This is a genomic window from Amycolatopsis sp. GM8 (genome assembly GCF_021653975.1).
GTDB lineage: Bacteria > Actinomycetota > Actinomycetes > Mycobacteriales > Pseudonocardiaceae > Amycolatopsis_E.
Map to the genome: position 1 here is coordinate 76,189 of NZ_JAJKFK010000010.1, position 22,683 is coordinate 98,871.

Consider the following 22,683-nt stretch of genomic DNA (forward strand, 5'->3'; position numbering starts at 1 on the left):
TGGACCGATGTCCACGATCTGGAATCCCTGCCGGGAAAAGCGTTCGCACTTTAGCGTGACCATCGTGCGTTTCCGTGCGATTGCCCTGTTCCTGTCCATCGCGGCCGGGTCGCTCCTCGTCGCCTGCTCGTCCGGCGCGACGACGGCCGACGCGGGCCCGCCGCGTGCCGGTGGCACCTTGACGCTGGCGATCGGTTCGAACCCCGACTGCCTCGATCCACAGCAGGCCTCGACGAACGCGAGTCTCAACGTGGGCCGCCAGCTCGTCGACTCGCTCACCGACCAGGACCCGGCCACCGGCGAGATCACACCGTGGCTCGCCCGGTCCTGGGAGAGCAACGCGGACTCGACCAGCTTCACCTTCCACCTGCGTCCCGGCGCCACGTTCGCCGACGGCACCCCGGTCGACGCGGCGGCGGTCAAGACCAGCTTCGACGGTATCAAGGCCTTGGGCCCGAAGGCGCTGCTCGGCTCGGGATACCTTGCCGCGTACCGGAGTGCGACGGTCGTGGATCCGCAGACGGTGCGGTTCGACTTCTCCTCGCCGAGCGCGCAGTTCCTGCAGGCGAGCTCCACGATGTCGCTCGGCGTGCTCGCCCCGGCCGCGTACCGGAAGACGCCGGACCAGCGCTGCCAGGGTGACGGGCTGATCGGCTCCGGCCCGTTCGTGTTCTCCAGCTTCAAGCAGAACTCCGAAGTCGTGATCAGCAAACGCAAGGGCTACGACTGGGGCTCCTCGTTGTGGAAGCACCCGGGCGAGGCCTATCTCGACTCGGTCGACTACAAGATCGTGCCGGAACCGGGGGTGCGCACGGGGAGTCTGCTGTCCGGGCAGCTCACGGCGACCACCGAGGTGCAGCCGGTGGACGAGGCGCAGTTCCAGGGCAACGGGTTCAGCGAGCAGACCCGGCCCAACCCCGGGATCGTGTTCAACCTGCACGCCAACGTGACCAAGGGCGTACTGGCCGACGAGCAGGTGCGGCAGGCGGTGAGCAAGGCCGTCAACCGCCAGGAGGTGGTGGACACCGTGCTCAGCCCGAACTACAAACCGGCGACGAGCATTCTGGCCTCCACGACCCCGTTCTACACGGACCTGTCCGGCCCGCTCGCGTTCGACCCGGCGGGTGCGGCGCGACTGCTCGACGCGGACGGCTGGGCGCCCGGCCCGGACGGGATCCGGGTGAAGAACGGGCAGCGGCTGTCCGCGGCCGTGGTCTTCTCCCCGGTGTTCAACCAGAACCAGAGCGTGCTGGAGCTGATCCAGCAGCAACTGCGCAAGATCGGCTTCGACCTGCGGATCGACCTGCGCACCACCGCCGAGACCCAGCAGCTGCAGCAGGCCGGGAACTACGAGTTCATCTGGTACAACGTCACCCGCGCCGACCCCGACATCCTGCGCAACATCTTCTCCACCAAGGCGGGCAACCGCAGCCTCCTGCAGCCGGGCAACCCGCTCGACACGCAGCTGGACCAGCAGGCGGCCTCGATCGACCCGGCGGTGCGCAAGCCGGCCGCCGAGCAGGCGCAGCGGCTGATCGTCGAGCACGCGTACGCCATTCCGGTGTTCGAGCTGAGGCAGGTGGTCGCGCTCGGACCGGACGCGCACGCGGTGGGGTTCGAGGCGTCCTCCCGGCTGCAGCTGTTCGACACCTGGGTCTCCGGCTCATGACGTCCTACGTCCTACGTCGGGTCGCGCAGGCGCTGGTCGTGCTGTGGGCGGCGTTCACGCTCTCGTTCGTGATCCTCTACCTGCTGCCGGGCGACGCGGTGCTGGCGAAGCTCGGCGGCGGGGAGGCCTCGGCGACGGTCACCCCGGAACAGATCGCGCAGGCACGGGCGGAGTACGGGCTGAACGACCCCTGGCCCGTGCAGTACGGAAAGCGCTTACTCGCCGCGCTGCACGGTGACTTCGGCCGTTCCATCGCCACCGGCGACACCGCCACGCACATGGTGCTGAGCGCGCTGCCGCCGACCCTGGCCATCGCCGGGCTCGGGCTCGTCCTGGCGATCGTGTTCGGTGGTGGCGCCGCGCTCGCGGGCACGTACACCCGCGCGAAATGGCTGGCCAACCTGCTGCTTTCGTTGCCACCACTGGGGATTTCGCTGCCGGTGTTCTGGGTCGGGCTGGTGCTCATCCAGATCTTCTCGTTCCAGCTGCGGGTCCTGCCCGCGCTCGGCAACCAGGGCCCGCAGTCGCTGATCCTGCCCGCGATCACCCTCGCCCTGCCCACCGGCGCCGTCATCGGGCAGGTCCTCGCCAAGAGCCTGCGCACCCAGCTCGCCGAACCGTACATCGAAACGGTGTGGGCCAAGGGAGCGGGGCGCGGCAGAGTCCACTTCGGACACGCGTTGCGCAACGCGGCGATCCCGGTGCTGACGATGATCGGAGTCGTGGCCGGCCAGCTGCTCGCGGGTTCGGTGGTGACCGAGACCGTGTTCTCCCGGGACGGTGTCGGCCGGGTGACCACCGCGGCGGTCAACGGCCAGGACATCCCGGTGGTGCAAGCGGTGATCGTGCTGGCCGCGTTCTTCTTCGTCGTGATCAACCTCGCGGTGGACCTGGTCTACCCGCTGCTCGACCCGCGAGTGCGGCAGAACCCGGCGGCGCGGACGCGGAAGGAGCTGGTCCATGGCTGAGGTGCTCGCCCCTCGCGCGGGCTTCGTGCTGCGCCGACCGGGACTCGCGCTAGCGGCGCTCGTATTGCTGCTGGTGCTCGCCTGGGCGCTTGTGCCGGATCTGTTCACGCACTACGACCCGCTGTCCGGGGTGCCGCGCGAGAAGCTGCACGGACCGTCGGCGGCGCACCTGTTCGGCACGGACGAGACCGGCCGCGATGTGTTCGCCCGGGTCGTGCACGGCGCCGCGCTTTCCTTGCGGGCAGCCGTTTCCGCGGTCCTGATCGCACTCGTGGCGGGTTCGGTGCTCGGGCTCGTCGCGGGCGCGCGTGGCGGCTGGCTCGATGCGGTCCTGATGCGTGTGATGGACGTTCTCCTCGCGGTACCGCCGATCCTGCTGTCGCTGGCTCTCGTCACCGGGCTCGGGTTCGGCACGACGAAGGTGGCCATCGCGGTCGGGGTGGCGAACGTGGCGAACTTCGCGCGGCTGATGCGCGCGGAAGTGCTGCGGGTGCGGGCCGGGGTGTACGTCGAAGCGGCGCGGGCCGGGGGAGTGCGCTGGTTCGACGTGCTGACAAGGCACATCCTGCCCAACGCCGCCGGTCCGGTGCTCGTGCTCGGCGTGCTCACGTTCGGCACGGCGGTGCTCGAGATCTCCGCGCTCAGCTTTCTCGGCTACGGCGCCGCGCCGCCCACGCCCGAATGGGGTTCGCTGGTCGCCGGCGGCCGGTCCTACCTCGCGAGCGCCTGGTGGATGACGACCCTGCCGGGACTGGTGATCGCCGCGGTCGTGCTGTCGGCGAACCGGATTTCCCGTGCGCTGGAAGGAGAACGGGCATGAGTGAGCTGCTCGCGGTGCGGGATCTCGCGGTCTCCTATCGCAAGGTGCCCGCGGTGCGCGGGGTCGATCTCACCGTCGAGAGTGGACGGACGCTGGCCGTGGTCGGCGAGTCGGGTTCCGGTAAGAGCACGACCGCGCATGCCGTGATCGGCCTGCTGCCCCGTGGCGGCCGGATCGACCGCGGGTCCATCACGTTCGCCGGGCAGGAGCTGACGGCGCTGTCCGCACGCGGCTGGCGCGCGGTGCGCGGCCGAGAGATCGCGTTGATCCCGCAGGACCCGGCGGTCTCGCTCGACCCGGTCAAACGGGTGGGCGAGCAGGTCGCGGAAACCTTGCTCATCCACGGCCTCGAGTCGCGGCGCTCGGCCCCCGCCGCGGCCGCGGACCTGTTGCGGCGGGCGGGAATCGACGACCCGGCGCGGCGCGCCCGGGCATATCCGCACGAGCTGTCCGGCGGGCTGCGGCAGCGGGTGCTGATCGCCGCCGCCCTCGCCGGGCGGCCGAAGCTCATCATCGCCGACGAACCGACCAGCGCGCTCGACGTCACCGTGCAGCGGCGCATCCTCGACCACCTCGGCGCGCTAGCGGCCGAAGAAAATCTAGCGTTGCTACTGATCACCCATGACCTGGGCGTCGCCGCCGACCGGGCCGACGAGATCGCGGTCATGTCCGACGGCAAGGTGGTGGAACGCGGACCGAGCGCCGGCCTGCTCGCCGCACCCGGGCACGCGTACACCCGGCAGTTGCTCTCCGCCGCGCCGAGCCTGTCGGCCGAACCGTTGCGTCCCCGCCGCGAAACGGGGGAGCCACTGGTCAGTGTTTCCGGGCTGCGCAAGGACTTCGGCCCGGTCCGCGCGGTGAACGACGTGTCTTTCGAGCTGGCCAAAGGGCAAACGCTCGCGCTCGTCGGCGAATCGGGTTCGGGCAAGACGACCACCGCGAGGATGGTGCTGCGCCTGGAGACCCCGACGGCCGGTCGTGTCCGGTTCGACGGCGAGGACATCACCAACCTGCGCGGCGAACGCCTTCGCCTGCTGCGGCGCCGGATGCAGTTGATCTACCAGAACCCTTATGCCTCGCTGAATCCAAAGCTGGGCATCGCCGATATCGTGACCGAACCACTGCGCGCGTTCAAGGCCGGCAGCCGCAAGGACGCCGCCGCGCTGCTGGACCAGGTCGCGCTGCCCGCGAGCATGCTCAAACGTAAACCCGCTGAACTGTCCGGCGGGCAGCGGCAACGCGTTGCCATCGCGCGGGCGCTCGCCCTGCGCCCGGACTTGGTGGTCTGCGACGAGCCAGTGTCCGCTTTGGACGTTTCCGTGCAGGCCCAGATCCTGGAACTATTGGTGCGGCTGCAGGAAGAACTCGGCCTCGCCTACCTGTTCATCTCACACGACCTCGCCGTGGTGCGGCAGGTGGCCGACCACGTCGGCGTCCTCCGCGCAGGCGACCTGGTCGAGTACGGCCGCGCCGACGACGTCCTGCACCGGCCTGCGCACGAGTACACGAAGGAACTCCTCGCGGCCATCCCCGGCCACCTGGAAAACGCGGCCTGAGTTGCTCGTTGGTAGCGTGAGTCGTGCCCGTTGCCGTGGTTGTCGATTACGAGTCGAGTTGGCCCGACCGTGCGCGACGGCTCCTCGCCGAGGTGAAGGACGCGCTCGGGCCTCTCGCCGGTTCTGATCGCTTTGTCTACGACCACATCGGGTCGACGGCCGTGCCAGGTCTCGCCGCGAAGCCGATCGTTGATCTGCAGGTGCGGATGCCTTCCCTGCCCGGCCTGGACGAACTCGCGGACCTGCTGGCGTCCACCGGATTCGTTCCCGCGCGAGGGGCCCGACCGGACTCGCCAGGCGTGCACCGCGACACTCCGCGTCGGGGCGACCCGGCTGACGACGAGCTGTACGAGAAGCGGCTCTTTCACGATCCGGCCCGTGCGGCGATCTTGCATATCCGGCGCGTGGACTCGCCTTTCGCGGTGTTTGTCGTCATCTTCCGCGACTGGCTTCGGAGCAACCCGGAGCAGGCGAAGCGATATCAGGAGACCAAGCGTCGGCTGGCCGGGGCGCATGCCGAGGATGGGGACTACGACGATTACACGCGGGCCAAGTCGGCGTTCTTCGACGAAACCAACAACGAGATGCGAGCTTGGGCCCGAGCACAGGCGTCGTGAAGCGCACGCTTCCTTGCAGGTCACCCCAGATGGCAAGTATCTTGATCCACTCAACGGAATCTGGCCGCCGGAGTGGCGTGGTGGGGGGATCGAGGAAACAGACCACCGGTAACGCGTCCACGAGTTTGCGGGTCATCTTCTCCGGGCGTCGTGGGGCGCTGCTGGTCGCTTTGTTGTTCACCGAGTTCGGCGGGGCCGTGCAGAGTATTGCTTACTCATCGGTGCTCCCCATTGCCGCAGCGGATCTGCACGGCACCAACCTGTACGGCGCGACACTCGCCGCTGGGTCGTTTACGCAGATTCTCATTCTGGCAATAGGGTCCGCGCCGTTCGCCCGGCTGCGGCCCCTTGCGTTGGTGAGTATGGCGACCGCGCTGTTCATTGTCGGGTCGGTGCTGGCGGTCGCGGCCGTGACGATGCCGATGATTCTGATCGGCACCATTGTTCGCGGTATCGCCGGGGGCATGCTCGCCGGATTCGGGCTGTCGATTCTCGGCGGATTGTTCGACGATAACGAACGCACCAGCGTCTACGGCCTCTTCGCGATGATGTGGCTGTTGCCCTCGTTGGTCGGCCCGGTGGTCAACGCCGCCGTCACCATTGCGTGGGGCTGGCGGGCCGCGCTTGCCTGGCCGGCGGTCCTTGTCGTCATCGGCCGCATTCTGATCGGGCAAAAGATCAATCTGGTGCCGTGGAAAACCAGCACCGCGGCGCGTCCGTCGCTGACCTGGGTGACCGCGCTGTTGGGCGGGCTCGTCCTGGCAACGTTCGCGGCGCTGCCCAAAGGAAACACCGGCATCATCCTGCTGGTCACCGGCTGCGTACTCGCCACGACCGCGAGCCTGCGCATCCTTCGCCTCCAGGTCGGGCCGGAACGGGCGCGCCTGGGCAAAATCGTGCTGCTGTTCCTGCTGTGCCTGTGCTATTTCGGCGGCGCGGGCATCGTTTCCCTCGCCATGATCGCCGGCCTCGGCCACGGCATCGTGGCCGGAACCATGGCCGTCGGCGCCGGTCTGCTCGCGTGGTCCCTCACCGGGTTCAAGCCCGAACTCGCCGACCGATGGCTGCCGAAACCCCAATTCGTGGGGCTCATCCTGGTCACCACCGGCCTTCTCGCCGCGGTTTTCACCCAGACCTTTATAGGCGGGACCACGGCGTTGGTCATCCTGATCGCCGGCTGGTTCGTCTCCGGCGTGGGGATGGGCGGCGGTCGCGTTCGCGGAGCTGGCCACCGCGATCGCTGGTTTCATCGGCGGCGAGACCTATGCACTGGCCCGGTCACTCGCGTTGTACCCGACCGAATCGCTGAGCTGGGCCTTCTCGCTCCTCGCCGGCTTCGGCGCCGCCTCGATCGTGCTGCACCCGCGGCTGTGGCGCGGATGAGCCGCGGAGGCCGCCCCGGCCTCCGCGGCAACGACTCAGTCCTCGACGTCGGAGAGCAGGAACTCGACGCCGCCCGTGGCGAAGTCGAAGGCGTCGCGGGCGACGGCGCCGCCCTGCTCGGTCTCGAAGGCCGCCACCGCGGTGGCGTAGTCGGTGAAGTACAGGTCGGCGGTGCGCCAGCGCGGCGTCGGGGTGCCGTCCTCCTTCGGGAAGACCTTGCCGTACTCCGCCCGCAGCAGGTCAGGCACCTGCGCGACGAGCTGCTTGTGCTCCTTGTAGCGGCGCTCGAACTCCTCCGGGTCGACGGGGTTCGCGTAGATGAGGGTGAGCTTGACGGCCATCGTGGCCTCCTTAGGTAGAAAGACTGATCGTTCTCGCAAAGCAATACTGCCTCGCTCAGGAGCCCACGTCAAGACCGAACGTTCTACCTAGCACGATGACGTGCATCACGGAAGGCGCGCGGCGGCGCGCGGTGCCGATCTTCCGGCCTGATGGGGCCAACATCCGGCGTTTCGGCCGGTCGGCAGGGGAGGCGCGCAGCTCAGGCCCGGTGTCGCGATCACGCTCCCGGCTTAACGACGGCGTTACCCTTCCGGCCTTCCGGTCGAATCGGATGCGGGCGCACCCTACCTGCATGACGCAGGCCAGGATGGATCCCCGGACCAAACGCCGCCTGAGCACTGCCCGCCGAGTACGAGATCTGCTCCGGGCAGCCATCGTGCACGAGGAATTCCCGGCCGGGGCACTGCCCGGCGAAGCCGAACTGATGTTGTCCTTCTCCGCCAGCCGTCAGGTTGTCCGGGACGCGCTGGCACTCCTGCGGGAGGAGGGCCTCGTCAAACGCGTGCAGGGGACGGGCACGTTCTCCGTCGCCTCGAAGGTGCGGCACTCGTTCAGTCATCTGCACGGTCCCGAGCCCGCGATGGAGCGGGTGTCCCACCGGATTCTCGCGATCAGCCAGCAGGTCGCCGCGCCCCGCGTCGCGGAACGGCTCGGTCTCCTGCCCGGCACGGAATGCGGAGTCATCGAGTACCTCGCCGTGCTCGGCGCCGAACCGTATTACGCCTGCACCGCGTACGTGCCGCTGCCACTGGTGGGAGTGGTCAGGCATGGGCAGAAGGTGACCGAGTGGTACGCCGTCTACGAGGCCGCCGGGTTCGAACTCGGCGTCACCGACCAAGCGGTGGAGGCGATCCTCGCCGACGACGACGCGGCCGCGCTGCTCGAAGTGCTGCCCGGCGCCCCGCTGATGTTGTTCGAGCGGCTCGTCCGCGACCGCACCGGGCGGCCGCTGGAGTACGCGTTCGCCAGGGTGCGGGGCGACCGGATCGCCCTGCTGGCCCAACTTCCCCGTCAACGCTGGCAGCGCCGCCCGCACCAGTTCGCGCAGGAGGCGTGATGGCCGGCTACCTCGGACGGCGGCTGCTGATGACGATCCCGATCCTCGTCGGCGTCTCGATCGTCATCTTCATCACCATCAAGATCATCCCCGGCGACCCGGTCGCCTCGATGCTGGGCCCGACCGGCAGTCCCGAGGCCCGCGCCGCCCTGCACGCGCGGCTCGGGCTCGACGATCCGTTGCCGGTGCAGTACTTCGCCTGGCTTGCGCACAGTGTCACCGGGGACTTCGGCACGAGTCTCGCCCGGCACGACGCGGTCGCGCCGATCGTGTTCGACGCGCTGGTGAACACCCTCATCCTCACCCTCGCCGCCGGGGCGCTCGCGATCGTGCTGGGTCTGCTCATCGGCGCGCTCACGGGCCTGCGCCGCACCGGGATCGCGGCGCGGATCGGCAACGCGTTCGCGCTGTTCTCGATCTCCGTCCCGCAGTACTCCATCGGCCTGCTGCTGATCATCTATCTCGCGTCGAACGCGGGCCTGTTCCCGGTCAGCGGCATGCACAATCCCAACGGCGGCGGCGGTTTCGTCGACCTGTTCAACCATCTCATCCTGCCGGCGATCACGGCGGCGCTGGTGCCGGCCGGGATCATCGCGCGGATGTTCCGCTCGTCCGTGCTCGACGTGATGAGCATGGACTTCGTCGAGGCGCTCACCGCGCGCGGGCTTTCGCGGGCCCGGGTGATGCGGCACGCCTTCCACAACACCGTGCCGTCGCTGCTGACGGTCGCGGGACTGCAGATCGGCTACCTGCTCGGTGGCGTGGTGTTCGTCGAGGCGGTGTTCGCCTGGCCCGGGATCGGGCTGCTGGTCTACCAGTCGATCACCCAGCGGGACCTGCCGGTGATCCAGGCGGGCGTGCTGGTGTCCGCGTTCGCGTTCGTGCTCATCAACCTCGTGGTCGACGCGCTGCACGGGCTCGTCGACCCGCGCATCCGCACCTGACGGCTGGAGGCCCGGAGGAGCCGAGCACGACGCAGGAGTGCGGCGGGCGAGGACCGACCGGGTGCGGGGTGTCCCGCATAACACAGTGGCGCCGATCCCCGTCCCATCGAACGAGGAGTCTCGTTGACCGCACTGACCGAAGCGGCATCCCTGCCGGATACGACGACGATCAGCAAACCCCGGCGCCGCCGGATGACCGCGAGTGCCACGGCGGCCGCGGTGGTGGTCGTCCTGATCGTGCTCACCGCCCTGTTCGGACCTTTGCTGGTCGGCGATCCGGTGGCGGGCGACACCGCGCACCGGCTGCTGCCGGCCGGCACCGCGGGACATGTGCTCGGCACCGACGGCCAAGGGCGCGACGTGCTCGCCCGGCTCGTCGACGGCACCCGCCTTTCCTTGCTGGCCGGGCTGATCCCGGTGCTGTTCGCCGCGATCGTGGGCACCGGGCTCGGTGTGACGGCTGGCCTGTCGGGCAAGTGGGGCCAGCGGCTGATCATGCGCACGCTCGACGTGTTCTACGCGTTCCCGGCGGTGCTGCTGGCCATCGCGATCGCGGCCGCGCTGGGTTCCGGGCTGTCCAACGCGATCATCGCGCTCGCGGTGATCCTCGTGCCGCCGGTGGCGCGCGTCGCGGAGACCGAGACGCGACGGCTCGTCGATCTCGACTACATGGAGGCGGCGCGGGCCAGCGGCGCGAGCCGCTCGGCGATCGCGCTCCGGCAGGTGCTGCCGAACGTGGCACCGCCCGTCGTGGTGTACTGCACCGCCCTCATTGGACTATCCATTGTGTACTCAGCCGGGCTGAGTTTCCTGGGACTGGGTATCTCACCGCCCACCCCCGAGTGGGGCCTGATGGTCAGCGAGCACACCCAGTACATCTACTCGGCGCCGTTCCTCGCCGCGATCCCCGCACTGGCGATCCTGGTCGCCTCGGTCGCGTTCAACGTGCTCGGCGACGGGCTGCGCGATCTGCTCGACGTGCGCGGGGAGGTGCGGGCATGAGCGTGATCCCGCCGCTGGAGGTCACTGATCTCACCACCACGTTCGTCGCCGGGCGCCGCCGGACCGAGGTCGTGCGCGGGGTGTCGTTCACCATCCGCCGCGGCGAGACGATGATGCTGTTGGGGGAGAGCGGCAGCGGCAAGTCCGTCACCGCGCGCTCGATCATGCGGCTCTACGGCTCCTCCGCCGACGTCGGCGGCAGCGTGCGACTGGCCGGCCGCGAGCTGCTGGAACTGCCCGAGCAGCAGCTGCGGGCGATCCGCGGCGGGCAGATCGCGCTCGTCCCCCAGGACCCGACGGGTGCGCTGGATCCGTTGCGCCGCATCGGTTCCCAGCTGGCCGAGGTGCTGGGCGTGCACGGCGTCGAGGGGGTGAAGACCGCCGCCCGCCGCCGTGCCGAGGAGCTGCTGGCGATGGTCGGCATCCCCGATCCGAAGCGGGTCGCGGACAGTTACCCGCACGAGCTGTCCGGCGGGATGCGGCAGCGGGCGGTGATCGCGATCGCGGTCAGCTGCGACCCGCAGGTGCTCATCGCCGACGAGCCGACCACCGCGCTCGACGTGACCGTGCAGGCGCAGATCCTCGAGCTGCTCGCGGATCTGCAGCAGCGGCTGGGGATGGCGGTGCTGATGGTCACGCACGATGTCGGGGTGGCCGCGGACTTCGGCGGCCGGGTCGGCGTGATGTACGCCGGCCGCCTGGTCGAGGACGGGCCGGCGAACGAAGTCCTTTCCACACCACGCCATCCCTACACCGCGGGACTGCTCGACTCGCTGCCGACACCGGGCGTCACGCGTGGTTCGCTGCGCTCGATCATCGGGTCCCCGCCGCCGGTCGGCGCGTTCCCGGCGGGTTGTGCGTTCGCCCCGCGGTGTCCCCAGGCGCGACCTTCGTGCGGCCACGAGGATCCGCCGCTGGTGGCCGTCGCCGAAGACCGCGTCGCCGCGTGTCCCGTGGTGAACGCCGAACAGGTGGTGGCGTGATGAGCGACGTGCTATTGCAGGCCGAGAACCTGAGCAAGACCTTCGGCAACGGGGTGCGCGCGGTCTCCGACGTTTCCCTGACCGTCCACAAGGGAGAGACGCTGGGCGTCGTCGGCGAGTCCGGCTGCGGGAAATCGACCACCGGGAAGATGCTGCTCGGCCTGCTCGCCCCCGACAGCGGGTCGGTCACGTTCGACGGGGTCCCGCTCGCCGGGCTCGGCCGCGGCCGGCTGCGCGCGCTGCGTGCCCGGTTGCAGGTGGTGCCGCAGAACCCGCAGACCTCGCTCAACCCCAGGCTGCGGGTGCGCCAGTCGATCGAGTTCAACCTGCGCGCGCACGGGATGGAGCGGGCGGCCCGGCGGCCGCGGATCCTGGAACTGCTGGAACGCGTCGGGCTCACCGCGGTACAGGCCGAGCGCTACCCGCACGAGCTGTCCGGCGGGCAGTTGCAGCGAGTCGCGATCGCCCGTGCCCTGGCCACCTCACCCGACCTGGTCGTCTGTGACGAGGCAGTGTCCGCTTTGGACAAGAGCGTGCAGGCGCAGGTGCTGAACCTGCTGGCCGGCCTGCAGGCCGAGACCGGGGTCGCGTTCCTGTTCATCTCGCACGATCTCGCCGTGGTGGAACACATTTCCGACCGGGTCGCCGTGATGTACCTCGGCCGGGTCGTGGAACTGGCCCCGGCCAGCCAGCTGTGGGCCGATCCCCGGCACCCCTACACCCGTGCCCTGCTCTCGGCGACCCCGGGGCAGGGACGGGAGCGCATCGTGCTCTCCGGTGACCTGCCCAACCCGGCCGACCCGCCGTCCGGGTGCGGCTTCCGCACCCGTTGTCCCGTGGCGGAAACGGCCTGCCAGACCGAATGGCCGCCGCTGGCCGAGGCGGCACCGAGCCACCAAGCCGCCTGTGTCCACGTGAGCCCCGTCGCCGTGCCGGGCTGACCTCCGCACCACCGCACGACTCCCCGCCGACGGCCACCGCGGCCGCCGGGCTGCTCCCGTACGCCCGAAATCCCCGCCCCGAGAGGAAAAATCGTGCCCCGCTACCTCACTCGCCGCCGCCGACGGCGGTTCACCCTCTTCGGCGCACTGCTCGCCACCCTGTCGCTGCTGGTGTCCGCGTGCGGTGGCAGCGCCACCTCGGCCGGCGGAGCCGGCGGCAACACGCTGATCATCGGCATGACCGCGTCCGACATCCCCGTCCTCGACACCGGTCTGGCGCAGGGGCAGGGCTACGAGGGCCTGCGCTTCGTCGGCAACCAGCTCTACGACGGCCTGACGAAGTTCGACCTGACCAAGGACAACCAGATCCCGAAGATCATCCCCGACCTCGCCGAGTCGTGGACGCCGAACGCCGACCTGACGAGCTGGACGTTCAAGCTGCGGCCCGGTGTCACCTTCCACGACGGCACCCCGTGGAACGCCGACGCCGCGATCTTCAACTTCGACCGCTACACCAACAAGAGCAGCCCGCAGTTCTACCAGGACCTCAACGCCCAGGGTGGCCTGTCGATCGCGGGAATCAAGGCGTACAAGAAGATCGACGACCTGACCCTGCAGATCGACACCAACGGCCCCTGGGCGTACCTGCCCAGCGACCTCGCCACGGTCTACTTCGGCAGCCCCACCGCGATCAAGGCCGAGGGCAACCAGGGTTTCGCCGAAAAGCCGGTCGGCACCGGGCCGTTCAAGTTCGACTCGCTGGTGCGCGGCCAGCGCATGGTGATGGTGGCCAACGACCAGTACTGGGCGGGCCGGCCGAAGGTGGACAAGGTGATCCTGCGCCCGATCCCGGACCCGACCGCGCGCACCGCGGCGCTGCGCTCCGGTGAGGTCAACTGGATCGAGGTGCCGCCGCCGGACGACGTGCCGAGCCTGAAGTCGCAGGGCTTCCAGGTGCTCACCAACTCCTACAACCACATCTGGCCGTGGGTCTACAACATGACCAAGGCGCCGTTCGACAACGTCAAGGTGCGCGAGGCGCTGAACTGGGCGATCAACCGCCAGGCACTGGTGGACAACATCCTCAAGGGCACCGCCGAACCGGCGCTCGGGTACGTGCCGCACGCGGACGCCGCCTACGAACCCGCCGACGACGTGTACGGCTACGACCCGGCGAAGGCCAAGCAGTTGCTCGCGGAAGCCGGGTATCCCAACGGGTTCACGATGACCCTGTCGTACCCGACCAGCGGCTCGGGCAACATGGTGCCCACCCCGATGAACACCGCCCTGCAGGCCGATCTCGCCGCGGTGGGCGTCAAGGTGGAGCTCAAGCCCATCGAATGGGCGGCGATGCTGAACGACTTCTTCACCGGCAAGATCCCCGACAACGCCGACGCGCTCAACATCTCGCTGAGCTACCAGCAGGAAGGCTTCTGGCGCAGCTGGTTCGGCAGCGATTCCGCGATCAACGCCGGAAAGTACAGCAACCCCGAGGTGGACGCGCTGTTCGCCAAGGCGCGGACGGTGCTCGACGACTCGGCCCGCGCGAGTCTCTACTCGCAGGCCGCGAAACAGCTCGGCAAGGACTCGCCGTGGCTCGTCGTGGTCAACGACCGCAACCCGCGCGTACTCGCTTCCAGCGTGCACGGGTTCGTCCAGGCCCAGTCCTGGTTCGCCGATCTGACCCAGCTCTCGGTCGGCTGAGCTTTCCGTTGTCCTGAAAGGAGATCAACCATGGCCATGCCCCGTGGACGCATCCGCGGCTTCGTCCGCCGCCCCACCGCCGACGAGGTCGCCGCGCTCGGCGCGGCCGAGCACCTCTCGCTCACCCCGCGCGAGGCCGAGCAGTACGCGCGGATCCTCGACCAGACCTTCGCCGGCGTCGACCGGATCGACGAACTGCACGCGCCGGTGCCGCCGCTGGTCTACACCGACCGCGACCCCGGCGGACCCGTCAGCGACACCGACGATCCGTTCCACGCGTTCATCCGCCGCTGCCACGTCAAAGGCGCGCCCGAAGGGGTCCTCAATGGACTGACGGTGGGTGTCAAGGACAATCTCGCGGTCGCGGGTGTACCGATCACGAACTCGTCGCGGACGTTGAGCTATACGCCGACGACCGACGCGGTCGTGGTGTCCCGCCTGCTCGCCGCGGGTGCCGACGTCGTCGGGAAGACCAACCTCGACGACTTCTCCACCTCCGGCACCGGCGAGTCGAGCTGGTACGGCCCGGCGCGCAACGCCGTCGACCCGACGCGGTCGGCGGGCGGCTCGTCCGGCGGGTCGGGCTCGGCGGTGCGTTCGGGCGCGGTGGATCTCGCGATCGGCGTCGACGAAGGTGGTTCGGCCCGGATTCCCGCGTCGTTCAACGGAATCGTCAGCATCAAGCCGAGCCAGGGCCTGGTGCCCTCGCACGGGCTGACCTACATGGACCACACGATCGACGCGGTCTGCCCGATGGCGGCCACGGTCGAGCTGACGGCCCGCATGCTCGACGTGATGAGCGGGCACTCCGACCGTGACCCGCAATGGGTCCGCGGGATGCCGGCAGCGACGACCGCCGCCGCGACGCTGGCCGGCGGGGTGGGCGGCCTGCGGATCGGCGTCGTGACCGAGAGCCGGGACCCGGCACTGTGCGAGCCGGGAGTGCTGGCCGCGTTCGAGGCTTCGTGTGCGGCGCTGGCGGCCGAGGGTGCCACCGTGTCCCCGGTGTCCATTCCACTGTGGACGGACGCGTGGGCTATCGAGACGACCCTGCTGCTGCACCAGGCGTGGCTCACCGCGCAGTCCGACGGCGCCGGCTACTCGCACCTCGGCGAGGTCGACGTCGAACGGACGCACGCGTTCGGCCTGGTGCGGCGGCTGGAGGCGGACTCGTTCCCGCCGTTCTTCAAGGTGTGGCTGATGGGTGGCCGCTACCTGCACGACAAGTACTTCTCCACCTACTTCGCCAAGGCCGCGAACCTGCGCCGGACGCTGATCGCGCAGCTCGACGCGGCGTTCGGGCAGTTCGACCTGCTCGTCACGCCGACCACACCGCAGGTCGCACCCGTGTTGCTGGACCGCCCCGCCGAGGATCCCGAGCTGCTCGCGCGGGGCACCACGATGGTCAGCAACACCTGTGTGCTCAACCTGTCCGGGCATCCGGCGCTCGCGGTGCCCAGCGGTGTCGACCCGGAGACCTCGATGCCCACGTCGATCCAGATAATCGCGCCGCTGTGGCAGGACGCCCTGACCTTCCGCGCGGGTGCGGTGATCGAGGACCTGGCCGGGGTGATGCCCGGCGGGGCCACCGCGGAAACGGCCGGGTCACGGTGATCGACACCGCCGCCGCGCGGCCGGCGGTCGTCCTCGGCCCGGGCTCGCGGCACCGGTTCCACCTCGTCGTGCTCGTCGCCGGGGTCGGATTCGGGCTGACCGCGCCGTTCACCGCGCTGCTCGTGGTCGGGCTCGGCGGCTCCCCGTCGTGGGCGGCGTACGTCGTCTCCTCGATGGGATTGTCCTTGCTGCTGATGGACTTCCTCGGTACCCGGTTCGTGCCGCGGGTGTCCTCCCGCACCGCGCTGACGGTCTCCCTGCTGGTGTTCGGGATCGGCTGCGTGTTCTCCGCGGTCACCACCAGCTGGGAGGTTGTCGGGCTGGCGCGGGTACTGCAGGGGTTCGGCACCGCGCTGTTCATGGGCGGCGGGATCGCGCTCGCCGTCCGGCTCGTCGGCGAGCACACCCGTGGCCGCGCGATCGGGACGTTCAACGCGTTCTGGTTCCTCGGGGTCGCCACCGGCCCGCTCGGCGGCGGCCTGATCGCGGCCGCCGCGCCGGGGCCGGACGGGTTGCGGCTGCTGTTCGGCGTGTGCGGCGCGGTGAACCTGGCGGGTGCGGTCGCGGCGTGGTTTTTCGCGCCCCGCTGGGTTTCCGCGGACCGGCCGCGGTTCGGCCTGCCGGCGGGGCTGGGCGTGCGCGGGCGGCGGATGTGGTCGGTGCTGGTGCTCACCGGGATCGGCCAGGCCGTCCGGTCCGGGCTGGCGCTGACCCTGGTGCCGCTGTTGGGCGCCCGGCTCGGGATGGGCTGGGTCGCTCTCGGCTTCGCGCTGTTCGCGCTGTCGGTCACCGACGTCGCGACGATGCATTTCGGCGGCGGCCTCTCCGACCGGTACGGCAGGCTGCTGCCGCTCGCCGCGGCACTGGCCTGGGGCACGGTGGCCGTCACCGCGCTCGCCACGGTCGTCCGCGGCCCGGTCGCGTTCACGTTCGGCGCGCTCGCCACCGGGGTCACGGTCGGCGCCACCTGGGTGGTCCCGGCCGCGATGACGATCGATCTTGCCGAAACGCCGGAGACCGCGCTCGCGGCCTACCGGATCGCCTGCGATATCGGGATGCTCGCGGGCGGGGTGTTCGCCGGCGCCGGCATCGCCATCGGCGGGGTGCACACCGCGCTCGCCGCCACGGCCGCCCTCCTGTTCGGCGGCCTGCTGCTCACCCTCACCGTCCGGGAAACGTTGCCTGCCAAGGAGAAACTCGTGCCCATGCCCGCGCCCGAGGAGTTCACCGTGTTCGCGGCGAACTCCGACATCGTGCTCACGCCGGACCGGCTCGCCCAGGCCTACGACACGCACGCGCACTACCGGCCGTACCTGGAACGCCTGCGGCAGCTGCCGTTGCCGTTCACCGGCGCGGTCGCCGAGCCCGCGACCGCGCTCGCCTGGATCGCCAAGGGAGGCAACGCATGAGTGACCTCGCCGACCTCACCGCGACCGAGCTGCTGGCCGCTTTCGCGGCGGGAACCGCGACCCCGAGCGAGGCGGTCGCCGCCTGCCTGGCCCGGATCGAGGCCACCGACCCGGGTATCAACTCGGTGATCACGCTGCTGGCCGACTCCGCCCGCACGCGGGCGGCCGAGTCCGACGCGCGCTGGCGCGACGGCACCGCCCGCCCGCTGGAAGGGGTTCCCTACGGCCTCAAGGACATCGTGGCCACCGCCGGGATCCCGACCACCGGTGGTTCCGCGCTCTACCGCGACCACGTGCCCGAGACCGGTGCCGTGCTCGCCACCCGACTCGCCGACGCCGGGGGAGTGCTGCTCGCCAAGCTCGCGACGTTCGAGTTCGCCTGCGGCGGCGCGGTGAACAAGACGTTCGGCCCGACCCGGAACCCGTGGGACCCGCGGCGCACGACGGGTGGTTCGTCCTCGGGCTCCGGTGCCGCGGTTGCGCTGGGCCAGGTGCCGCTCGCGATCGGCACCGACACCGGCGGCTCGATCCGGATCCCGAGCGCGTTCTGCGGGATCACCGGGATGAAGGCGACCTACGGCCGGGTGCCCCGGCACGGCGTGATGGGCCTGTCGTGGACGATGGACCACGCCGGGCCGATGACGCGCAGCGTCGCCGACGCCGCGCTGATGCTCGACGTGATCGCGGGCGCGGATCCCCTTGACCCGACGGCATTACCGGCCGAGAAGGTTCCGTTCACCGCCGCGGTCGGCCAGGACGTCAGCGGGCTGCGGGTCGCCCGCGACCGCGCCTTCCTCGAAGGCGACATGCATCCGGCGGTGGCCGCCGCCCACGAGACGGCGCTCGGTGAACTGGCCGCGCTCGGGGTCGAGATCGTCGACGTCGAGCTGCCCACGTTCGACCTCGCCGCGGTGGCCGGCTGGTGGATCATCTACGCGGAAATGCTGTCCCTGCACGAGGACCATCTGTCCACAATAGAGGATCGGGACGAGATGGGCGCCTCGCTGCTCGGCGCGGCCCCGTTCGTCAGCGCCGCCGACTACCTGCGGGCGCTGCGCCTGCGCCCGGTCTTCCAGCGCGAGCTGGAGTCCGCAATGGACGGTTGCGCCGCGCTCGTCACGCCCGGCATGACCGCGCTGCCGCCGCTGATCGCGCCGGAGATGACGTCCGATCTCGGTGACCGGGAGGTGCCGTGGCTGGATGCGGCCTGCCGGGTCAGCGTGCCGTTCAACCTGACCGGCAGTCCCGCGCTCGTCGTGCCCTCGGGCGAGGTGGACGGGCTGCCGGTGAGCCTGCAGTTCGTCGGGCGCCCCCGCGACGAGGCGACCCTGTTCGCGCTCGGGAGCGCCTACCAGGCCGCGACCGCCCATCACCTGCGCCGCCCGGCCCTGCCCGCGGCCGCCTGAGGAGGAGCCCGATGTATCTGACCATCACCGAAGCCGCCGCCGCGCTGCGCGCCGGGGACACCACGTCGGTCGCACTCACCGAAGCGGCGTACGCGGCCGCCGACGCGCACGACGAAACGCTCGGCGTGTACCTGTCCCGGTTCGACGAGACCGCGCTGGCGGCCGCCGCGAAGGCCGACGCCGAGCTGGCCGGCGGCACCGACCGCGGCCCGCTGCACGGGATTCCCTTGGGAGTCAAGGACATCATCACTACCGAGGAGGGCGAGACCACCGCGCAGAGCCTGATCCTCGACCGCTCGTGGGGGGTGGGTGACGCACCCGTGGTGGCCCGGCTGCGCGCCGCGGGCGCGGTCATCACCGGCAAGACCACCACGATGGAGTACGCGATCGGCACGCCCGACCCGGACAAGCCCTTCCCGATCCCGCGCAACCCGTGGAACACCCGGCACTATCCCGGCGGGTCCAGCTCGGGCACCGGCAACGGCGTGGCGGCAGGGTTGTTCCTCGGCGGTCTCGGCACCGACACCGGCGGCAGTATCCGTTACCCGGCAACGAGTTGCGGGATCACCGGGCTGAAGCAGACGTTCGGGCGGGTGCCGAAGGCGGGCTGCGTGCCGCTCGGCTACAGCTACGACCACATCGGCCCGATGGCGCGCAGCGCCGAGGACTGCGCCGCGATGCTCACCGTGCTCGCCGGGCACGACGCCCGCGACGCGACGTCGGTCGACCGGCCCGTCGGCGACTACACGAGCGGCCTGACCGGTTCCCTGGCCGGGATGCGCATCGGGATCGACATGCTGCTCGACCGCTCGCCGATGACCGTGCCGGAACTCCAGCCGGCGCTGGAAGCCGCCGTCGCCGAACTGACGGCCGCGGGCGCGGAGGTGGTCGAGGTGCGGTTGCCGCTGTACGACGAGCTCACGTCGGCCACCATGATCGGGCTGGCCGCCGAGGCGTACGCCTACCACCAGCCGGACCTGGGTAGCCGGTGGGCGGACTACGGCGCCGGCACCCGCACGGCGGTGGCCACTGGGGCACTCGTCAGCGCGGGCGACTACGTGCAGGCCCAGCGCGTGCGGCGGGTCGGGCAGCGTCAGGTCGCGGCCCTGTTCGCCGACGTGGACCTGATCCTGACGCCGACGAGCGCGTGTGGCGCGCCCGAAGTGGACAAGCTGACCTTGGGCCACATTATCGACGCGCTGCACACGCCGTACTGGAACGCCCTGGGCAACCCGGCGATGTCCGTGCCGATGGGTTTCACCCACGACGGGCTGCCACTGGGCCTGCAGATCGTCGGCAGGCCGTTCGACGAGGCCGCGGTCCTCGCGGCCGGTTTCGCTTACCAGCAAAGCACTTCCTGGCACCTGCAGGTGCCCGCGCTGTAGAAAGGACCACTCATGGAAGCCGATCCCACCATCGTCGTGCCGGCCCTGCTCGCCGCCGCCGGGCTGACCCCGCGGCCGGACGAGCTCGCCGTCATGATCGCCGATTTCCCCGCCCGCGCGGAGGAGATCGCGAAGTTGTACGCGGTACCGGAGGCCCGCTACGAAGAACCAGCCCTGATCTTTCACGCCGAGTTGTAAGGAGCGAGCCCGCGGTCAGCCGGGTTGTGACGCCGGAGCGGCCGCGGGCGCCGCTGTACCGCGGGTGGTGGATTCGAGCAGCACCTGGGCCACGTCGCGGATGGTGACATCCGCGGCCTGGTTTTCGCTCTGTCGCTGGACGAGTCCGTCGGACAGCATCACCTTGCAGAACGGGCAGCCGGTGACGATGGTGCCCGCCTCGGTGGCGATGGCCTCGTCGACCCGTTCCAGGTTGATCCGTTTGCCGATCTTCTCTTCCATCCACATGCGGGCCCCACCGGCGCCGCAGCACAGCGAACGGTCCGCGTGCCGGGGCATTTCGGTGAGCGTGGCGCCGGTGGCCTCGACGAGTTCCCGTGGCGGGTCGTAGATCTTGTTGTGCCGCCCCAGATAGCAGGGGTCGTGGTAGGTGAGCGGCCTGCCCGTGACCGGGCCGACGCCGTTGACCGTCGTGCCGGCGACGGGGGCGATCGGGACGAGCTTGCGTTCGCGCACCAGACGGTTCAGCAGCTGGGTGTGGTGCACGACCTCGTAATGCCCCTCCAGCTGCGGGTACTCGCGGCCGAGCGTGTTCAGGCAGTGCGGGCAGGTGGTGACGATCTTGCGGGTGCCCGGCTCGCGGCCCTCGAACACCGCGTTGAGCGTCTCCTTCGTCTCCTGCGCGAGCATCTGGAAGAGGAACTCGTTGCCGGAACGGCGTGCGGGGTCACCGGTGCAGGTTTCGCCGTCGCCCAGCACCGCGAACGTCACTCCGGCGATGTGCAGCAGTTCCGCGGTGGCCCGGACGGTCTTGCGTGCGTTGTCGTCGAACGCGCCGGCGCAGCCGATCCAGAACAGGTATTCGACGGCGTCGTCGAGATTCCCGTCGCACACCGGTACCTCGAAGTCCAGATCCTTGGCCCAGTCGAGCCGCTCGGAGTTGTTCTGCCCCCACGGATTGCCCTTGTTCTCCAGGTTGCGGAACAGGGTGCCGAGCTCGGTCGGGAACGCGGACTCGATCAGCACCTGATGCCGCCGCATGTCGACGATGTGGTCGACGTGCTCGATGTCCACCGGGCACTGCTCGACGCACGCGCCGCAGGTGGTGCACGACCACAGCACGTCCGGGTCGATCACGCCGCCTTCGCTCGCGGGACCGACCAGCGGCAGCTCGGGGCGGTCCGCGGGATCCTTGCCACCGATCAGATACGGCGCCTGGCCGAACAGGTGGTCCCGCAGGTCCATGATGACCATCTTGGGGGACAACGGTTTCCCGGTGTTCCACGCGGGACACTGGCTCTGGCAGCGACCGCACTCGGTGCACGTCGCGAAGTCGAGCATGCCCTTCCAGGTGAAGTCCTCGATCTTGCCGCGGCCGAAGATCGCGTCCTCGTCAGCCTCCTCGAAATCGATCGGCTTGCCGCCCGACTCCATCGGCAGCAGCGGGCCGAGCGCGTCCGGCAGCCGCTTCACCGTGACGTTCACCGGCGCCAGGAAGATGTGCAGGTGCTTGGAGTTGAGCACGATGTTCAGGAACACCAGCATCACGCCGATGTGCAGCAGCAACCCGACGTTCTCCACCACGACCAGCGTGCCGTGGTCCACAGAGGACAGCAGGTGGCCGATGCCGATCGAGACCCAGGCGCCCGAGGAGTACGGGAACGTGCCGGCCGCCGAGGACGCGCCGCGGAACAGGAACATCGTCCAGACCACGTTGAAGATCATGAACAGGATCAGCCACGCGCCGCCGAGGTGCGAGCCGAAGAACCGGGACTTGCGCTCCTTGCGATGCGGGTCCTGGCGGATCCGGATCACGGTGAACACGATCAGCGAGACCAGCACCGCGACCGCGATGAAGTCCTGCAGGAAACCGAGCACCCCCCAGTGCCCGACCCACCAGATGCTGAAGTGTTCGTCGAACAGGGCGCCGTAGGCCTCGAGGTAGACCGTCGCGAGGATGACGAATCCCCAGAACGTGAAGAAATGCGCCAGCCCGGGGACCGACCATTTGAGCAGCTTGCGCTGGCCGAAGACCTCGGCCAGATGAGTGCCGACCCGCTCGCGCAGGTTTTCGGTGCGGCCTTCCAGCGGCTGACCGGACTTGATCAGGCGGTTCAGCCAGACCGTTCGTCTCAGGGCCAGGGCGAGACCTACGACTGTGATCACGATGCCGAGAATCATCCGGACGAGCACGTATCCTCCGCACGGGAACGACAACAGCGGCGCCTGCGGGCTAGATCACGTTACCTCGGACGTGGCGTCACTGTGAAGTACACCGAAGCCGGTGTAGTAGCGGCAGGCGAGCGCGGCGCACTGCATCTTGCGGATCCGCCAGTACTTGCGGAACAGTTGCGGCTCGCGCAACCGCGCCGGATGGAGCCCGAGCCGCGGGTAGTGGCGGATACCGTAATGCTTGTCGTGCCGCCCTGCTTCGAATTCGCCCGTCGCCCAGCCCAGCCACGCGCGGCGGAGCATGATCGACGAGCAGGTGCCGGTGCCGCCGGTCCGGGCCGTGTGGCAGCAGAATCGGTGGAGGACGCGGAGATCGGGTAAGCCGCCGAGATCGACCGCCGGGATCGCGGGTGCCACGTGATCGATCACGACGTAGCCGGGATGGCGGTGATCGCCGGTGAAGCGAACCGGCAGCGCGCAGTAGAAACAACCGAATCCGTTGAGCCGGGCCATGGGCGAGCCTCCTCGGTGCCA

Annotated in this window: 19 protein-coding genes and 1 pseudogene; 17 read left to right on the forward strand and 3 right to left on the reverse strand. The window is 69.8% G+C overall.

The window, feature by feature from the left end; translation table 11 throughout:
• Window positions 1–64 precede the first annotated feature (64 nt).
• From LOZ83_RS34745 to LOZ83_RS34770, 6 genes and pseudogenes are all read left to right on the forward strand, one after another.
• Window positions 65–1,669, forward strand: coding sequence for an ABC transporter substrate-binding protein (locus LOZ83_RS34745; RefSeq protein ID WP_236796100.1), 1,605 nt, complete (start codon window positions 65–67; stop codon window positions 1,667–1,669).
• Entirely contained in the window at window positions 1,666–2,637 is a 972-nt protein-coding gene (locus tag LOZ83_RS34750) for an ABC transporter permease (RefSeq protein ID WP_236796101.1), read from the forward strand. Before LOZ83_RS34745 ends, LOZ83_RS34750 begins: the two co-directional genes overlap by 4 nt.
• On the forward strand, window positions 2,630–3,457 hold the full coding sequence (locus LOZ83_RS34755) for an ABC transporter permease (protein WP_236796102.1): 828 nt from the start codon (window positions 2,630–2,632) through the stop codon (window positions 3,455–3,457). The genes LOZ83_RS34750 and LOZ83_RS34755 overlap by 8 nt, the downstream gene beginning before the upstream one ends.
• A complete protein-coding gene (locus tag LOZ83_RS34760; RefSeq protein ID WP_236796103.1) occupies window positions 3,454–5,013 on the forward strand; it encodes an ABC transporter ATP-binding protein in 1,560 nt (519 codons plus the stop codon). The genes LOZ83_RS34755 and LOZ83_RS34760 overlap by 4 nt, the downstream gene beginning before the upstream one ends.
• A gap of 23 nt (window positions 5,014–5,036) precedes the next feature.
• Window positions 5,037–5,630, forward strand: coding sequence for a GrpB family protein (locus LOZ83_RS34765; RefSeq protein WP_236796104.1), 594 nt, complete (start codon window positions 5,037–5,039; stop codon window positions 5,628–5,630).
• Window positions 5,631–5,659: 29 nt separating this feature from the next.
• Window positions 5,660–6,826: pseudogene (locus LOZ83_RS34770) on the forward strand (MFS transporter); the annotation flags it as partial.
• 222 nt (window positions 6,827–7,048) lie between these two features.
• Here LOZ83_RS34770 and LOZ83_RS40935 read toward each other — a convergent pair.
• Window positions 7,049–7,354 carry an EthD family reductase gene (locus LOZ83_RS40935; protein WP_374202758.1) on the reverse strand — a complete coding sequence of 102 codons (306 nt, stop codon included), beginning with the start codon at window positions 7,352–7,354 and terminating at the stop codon, window positions 7,049–7,051.
• Between the two features lie 293 nt (window positions 7,355–7,647).
• On the opposite strand from LOZ83_RS40935, the gene LOZ83_RS34775 reads away from it, so the two are divergent.
• From LOZ83_RS34775 to LOZ83_RS34825, 11 genes are all read left to right on the forward strand, one after another.
• Window positions 7,648–8,412, forward strand: coding sequence for a GntR family transcriptional regulator (locus LOZ83_RS34775; protein ID WP_236796106.1), 765 nt, complete (start codon window positions 7,648–7,650; stop codon window positions 8,410–8,412).
• Window positions 8,412–9,356, forward strand: coding sequence for an ABC transporter permease (locus tag LOZ83_RS34780; protein ID WP_236796107.1), 945 nt, complete (start codon window positions 8,412–8,414; stop codon window positions 9,354–9,356). Before LOZ83_RS34775 ends, LOZ83_RS34780 begins: the two co-directional genes overlap by 1 nt.
• A gap of 123 nt (window positions 9,357–9,479) precedes the next feature.
• A complete protein-coding gene (locus LOZ83_RS34785) occupies window positions 9,480–10,358 on the forward strand; it encodes an ABC transporter permease (protein WP_236796108.1) in 879 nt (292 codons plus the stop codon).
• Complete coding sequence (locus LOZ83_RS34790) at window positions 10,355–11,341, forward strand: ABC transporter ATP-binding protein (RefSeq protein ID WP_236796109.1); 987 nt, start codon at window positions 10,355–10,357, stop codon at window positions 11,339–11,341. The genes LOZ83_RS34785 and LOZ83_RS34790 overlap by 4 nt, the downstream gene beginning before the upstream one ends.
• The gene (locus tag LOZ83_RS34795) at window positions 11,341–12,282 is read left to right on the forward strand and encodes an ABC transporter ATP-binding protein (protein WP_236796110.1); all 942 of its coding nucleotides are present in this window, start codon (window positions 11,341–11,343) and stop codon (window positions 12,280–12,282) included. The genes LOZ83_RS34790 and LOZ83_RS34795 overlap by 1 nt, the downstream gene beginning before the upstream one ends.
• Before the next feature lie 93 nt (window positions 12,283–12,375).
• Complete coding sequence (locus LOZ83_RS34800) at window positions 12,376–13,986, forward strand: ABC transporter substrate-binding protein (RefSeq protein WP_236796111.1); 1,611 nt, start codon at window positions 12,376–12,378, stop codon at window positions 13,984–13,986.
• A 30-nt stretch (window positions 13,987–14,016) separates the two neighbouring features.
• Window positions 14,017–15,600, forward strand: a complete 1,584-nt coding sequence (locus LOZ83_RS34805) for an amidase family protein (RefSeq protein ID WP_236796112.1) — start codon at window positions 14,017–14,019, stop codon at window positions 15,598–15,600.
• On the forward strand, window positions 15,597–17,009 hold the full coding sequence (locus tag LOZ83_RS34810) for an MFS transporter (RefSeq protein ID WP_236796113.1): 1,413 nt from the start codon (window positions 15,597–15,599) through the stop codon (window positions 17,007–17,009). The genes LOZ83_RS34805 and LOZ83_RS34810 overlap by 4 nt, the downstream gene beginning before the upstream one ends.
• Window positions 17,006–18,415 (forward strand): amidase, encoded by a 1,410-nt coding sequence (locus LOZ83_RS34815; protein ID WP_236796114.1) that lies wholly within the window; start codon window positions 17,006–17,008, stop codon window positions 18,413–18,415. Before LOZ83_RS34810 ends, LOZ83_RS34815 begins: the two co-directional genes overlap by 4 nt.
• Window positions 18,416–18,426: 11 nt before the next feature.
• On the forward strand, window positions 18,427–19,800 hold the full coding sequence (locus LOZ83_RS34820) for an amidase (RefSeq protein ID WP_236796115.1): 1,374 nt from the start codon (window positions 18,427–18,429) through the stop codon (window positions 19,798–19,800).
• Between the two features lie 12 nt (window positions 19,801–19,812).
• Window positions 19,813–19,998 carry a hypothetical protein gene (locus LOZ83_RS34825; RefSeq protein WP_236796116.1) on the forward strand — a complete coding sequence of 62 codons (186 nt, stop codon included), beginning with the start codon at window positions 19,813–19,815 and terminating at the stop codon, window positions 19,996–19,998.
• A gap of 15 nt (window positions 19,999–20,013) precedes the next feature.
• Here the strand turns inward: LOZ83_RS34825 and LOZ83_RS34830 are convergent, their stop codons facing one another.
• Together LOZ83_RS34830 and LOZ83_RS34835 are read right to left on the reverse strand one after the other, a co-directional pair.
• Window positions 20,014–22,170 carry a (Fe-S)-binding protein gene (locus tag LOZ83_RS34830; protein ID WP_236796117.1) on the reverse strand — a complete coding sequence of 719 codons (2,157 nt, stop codon included), beginning with the start codon at window positions 22,168–22,170 and terminating at the stop codon, window positions 20,014–20,016.
• 45 nt (window positions 22,171–22,215) lie between these two features.
• Window positions 22,216–22,662, reverse strand: a complete 447-nt coding sequence (locus tag LOZ83_RS34835; RefSeq protein WP_236796118.1) for a hypothetical protein — start codon at window positions 22,660–22,662, stop codon at window positions 22,216–22,218.
• Window positions 22,663–22,683: the final 21 nt, after the last annotated feature.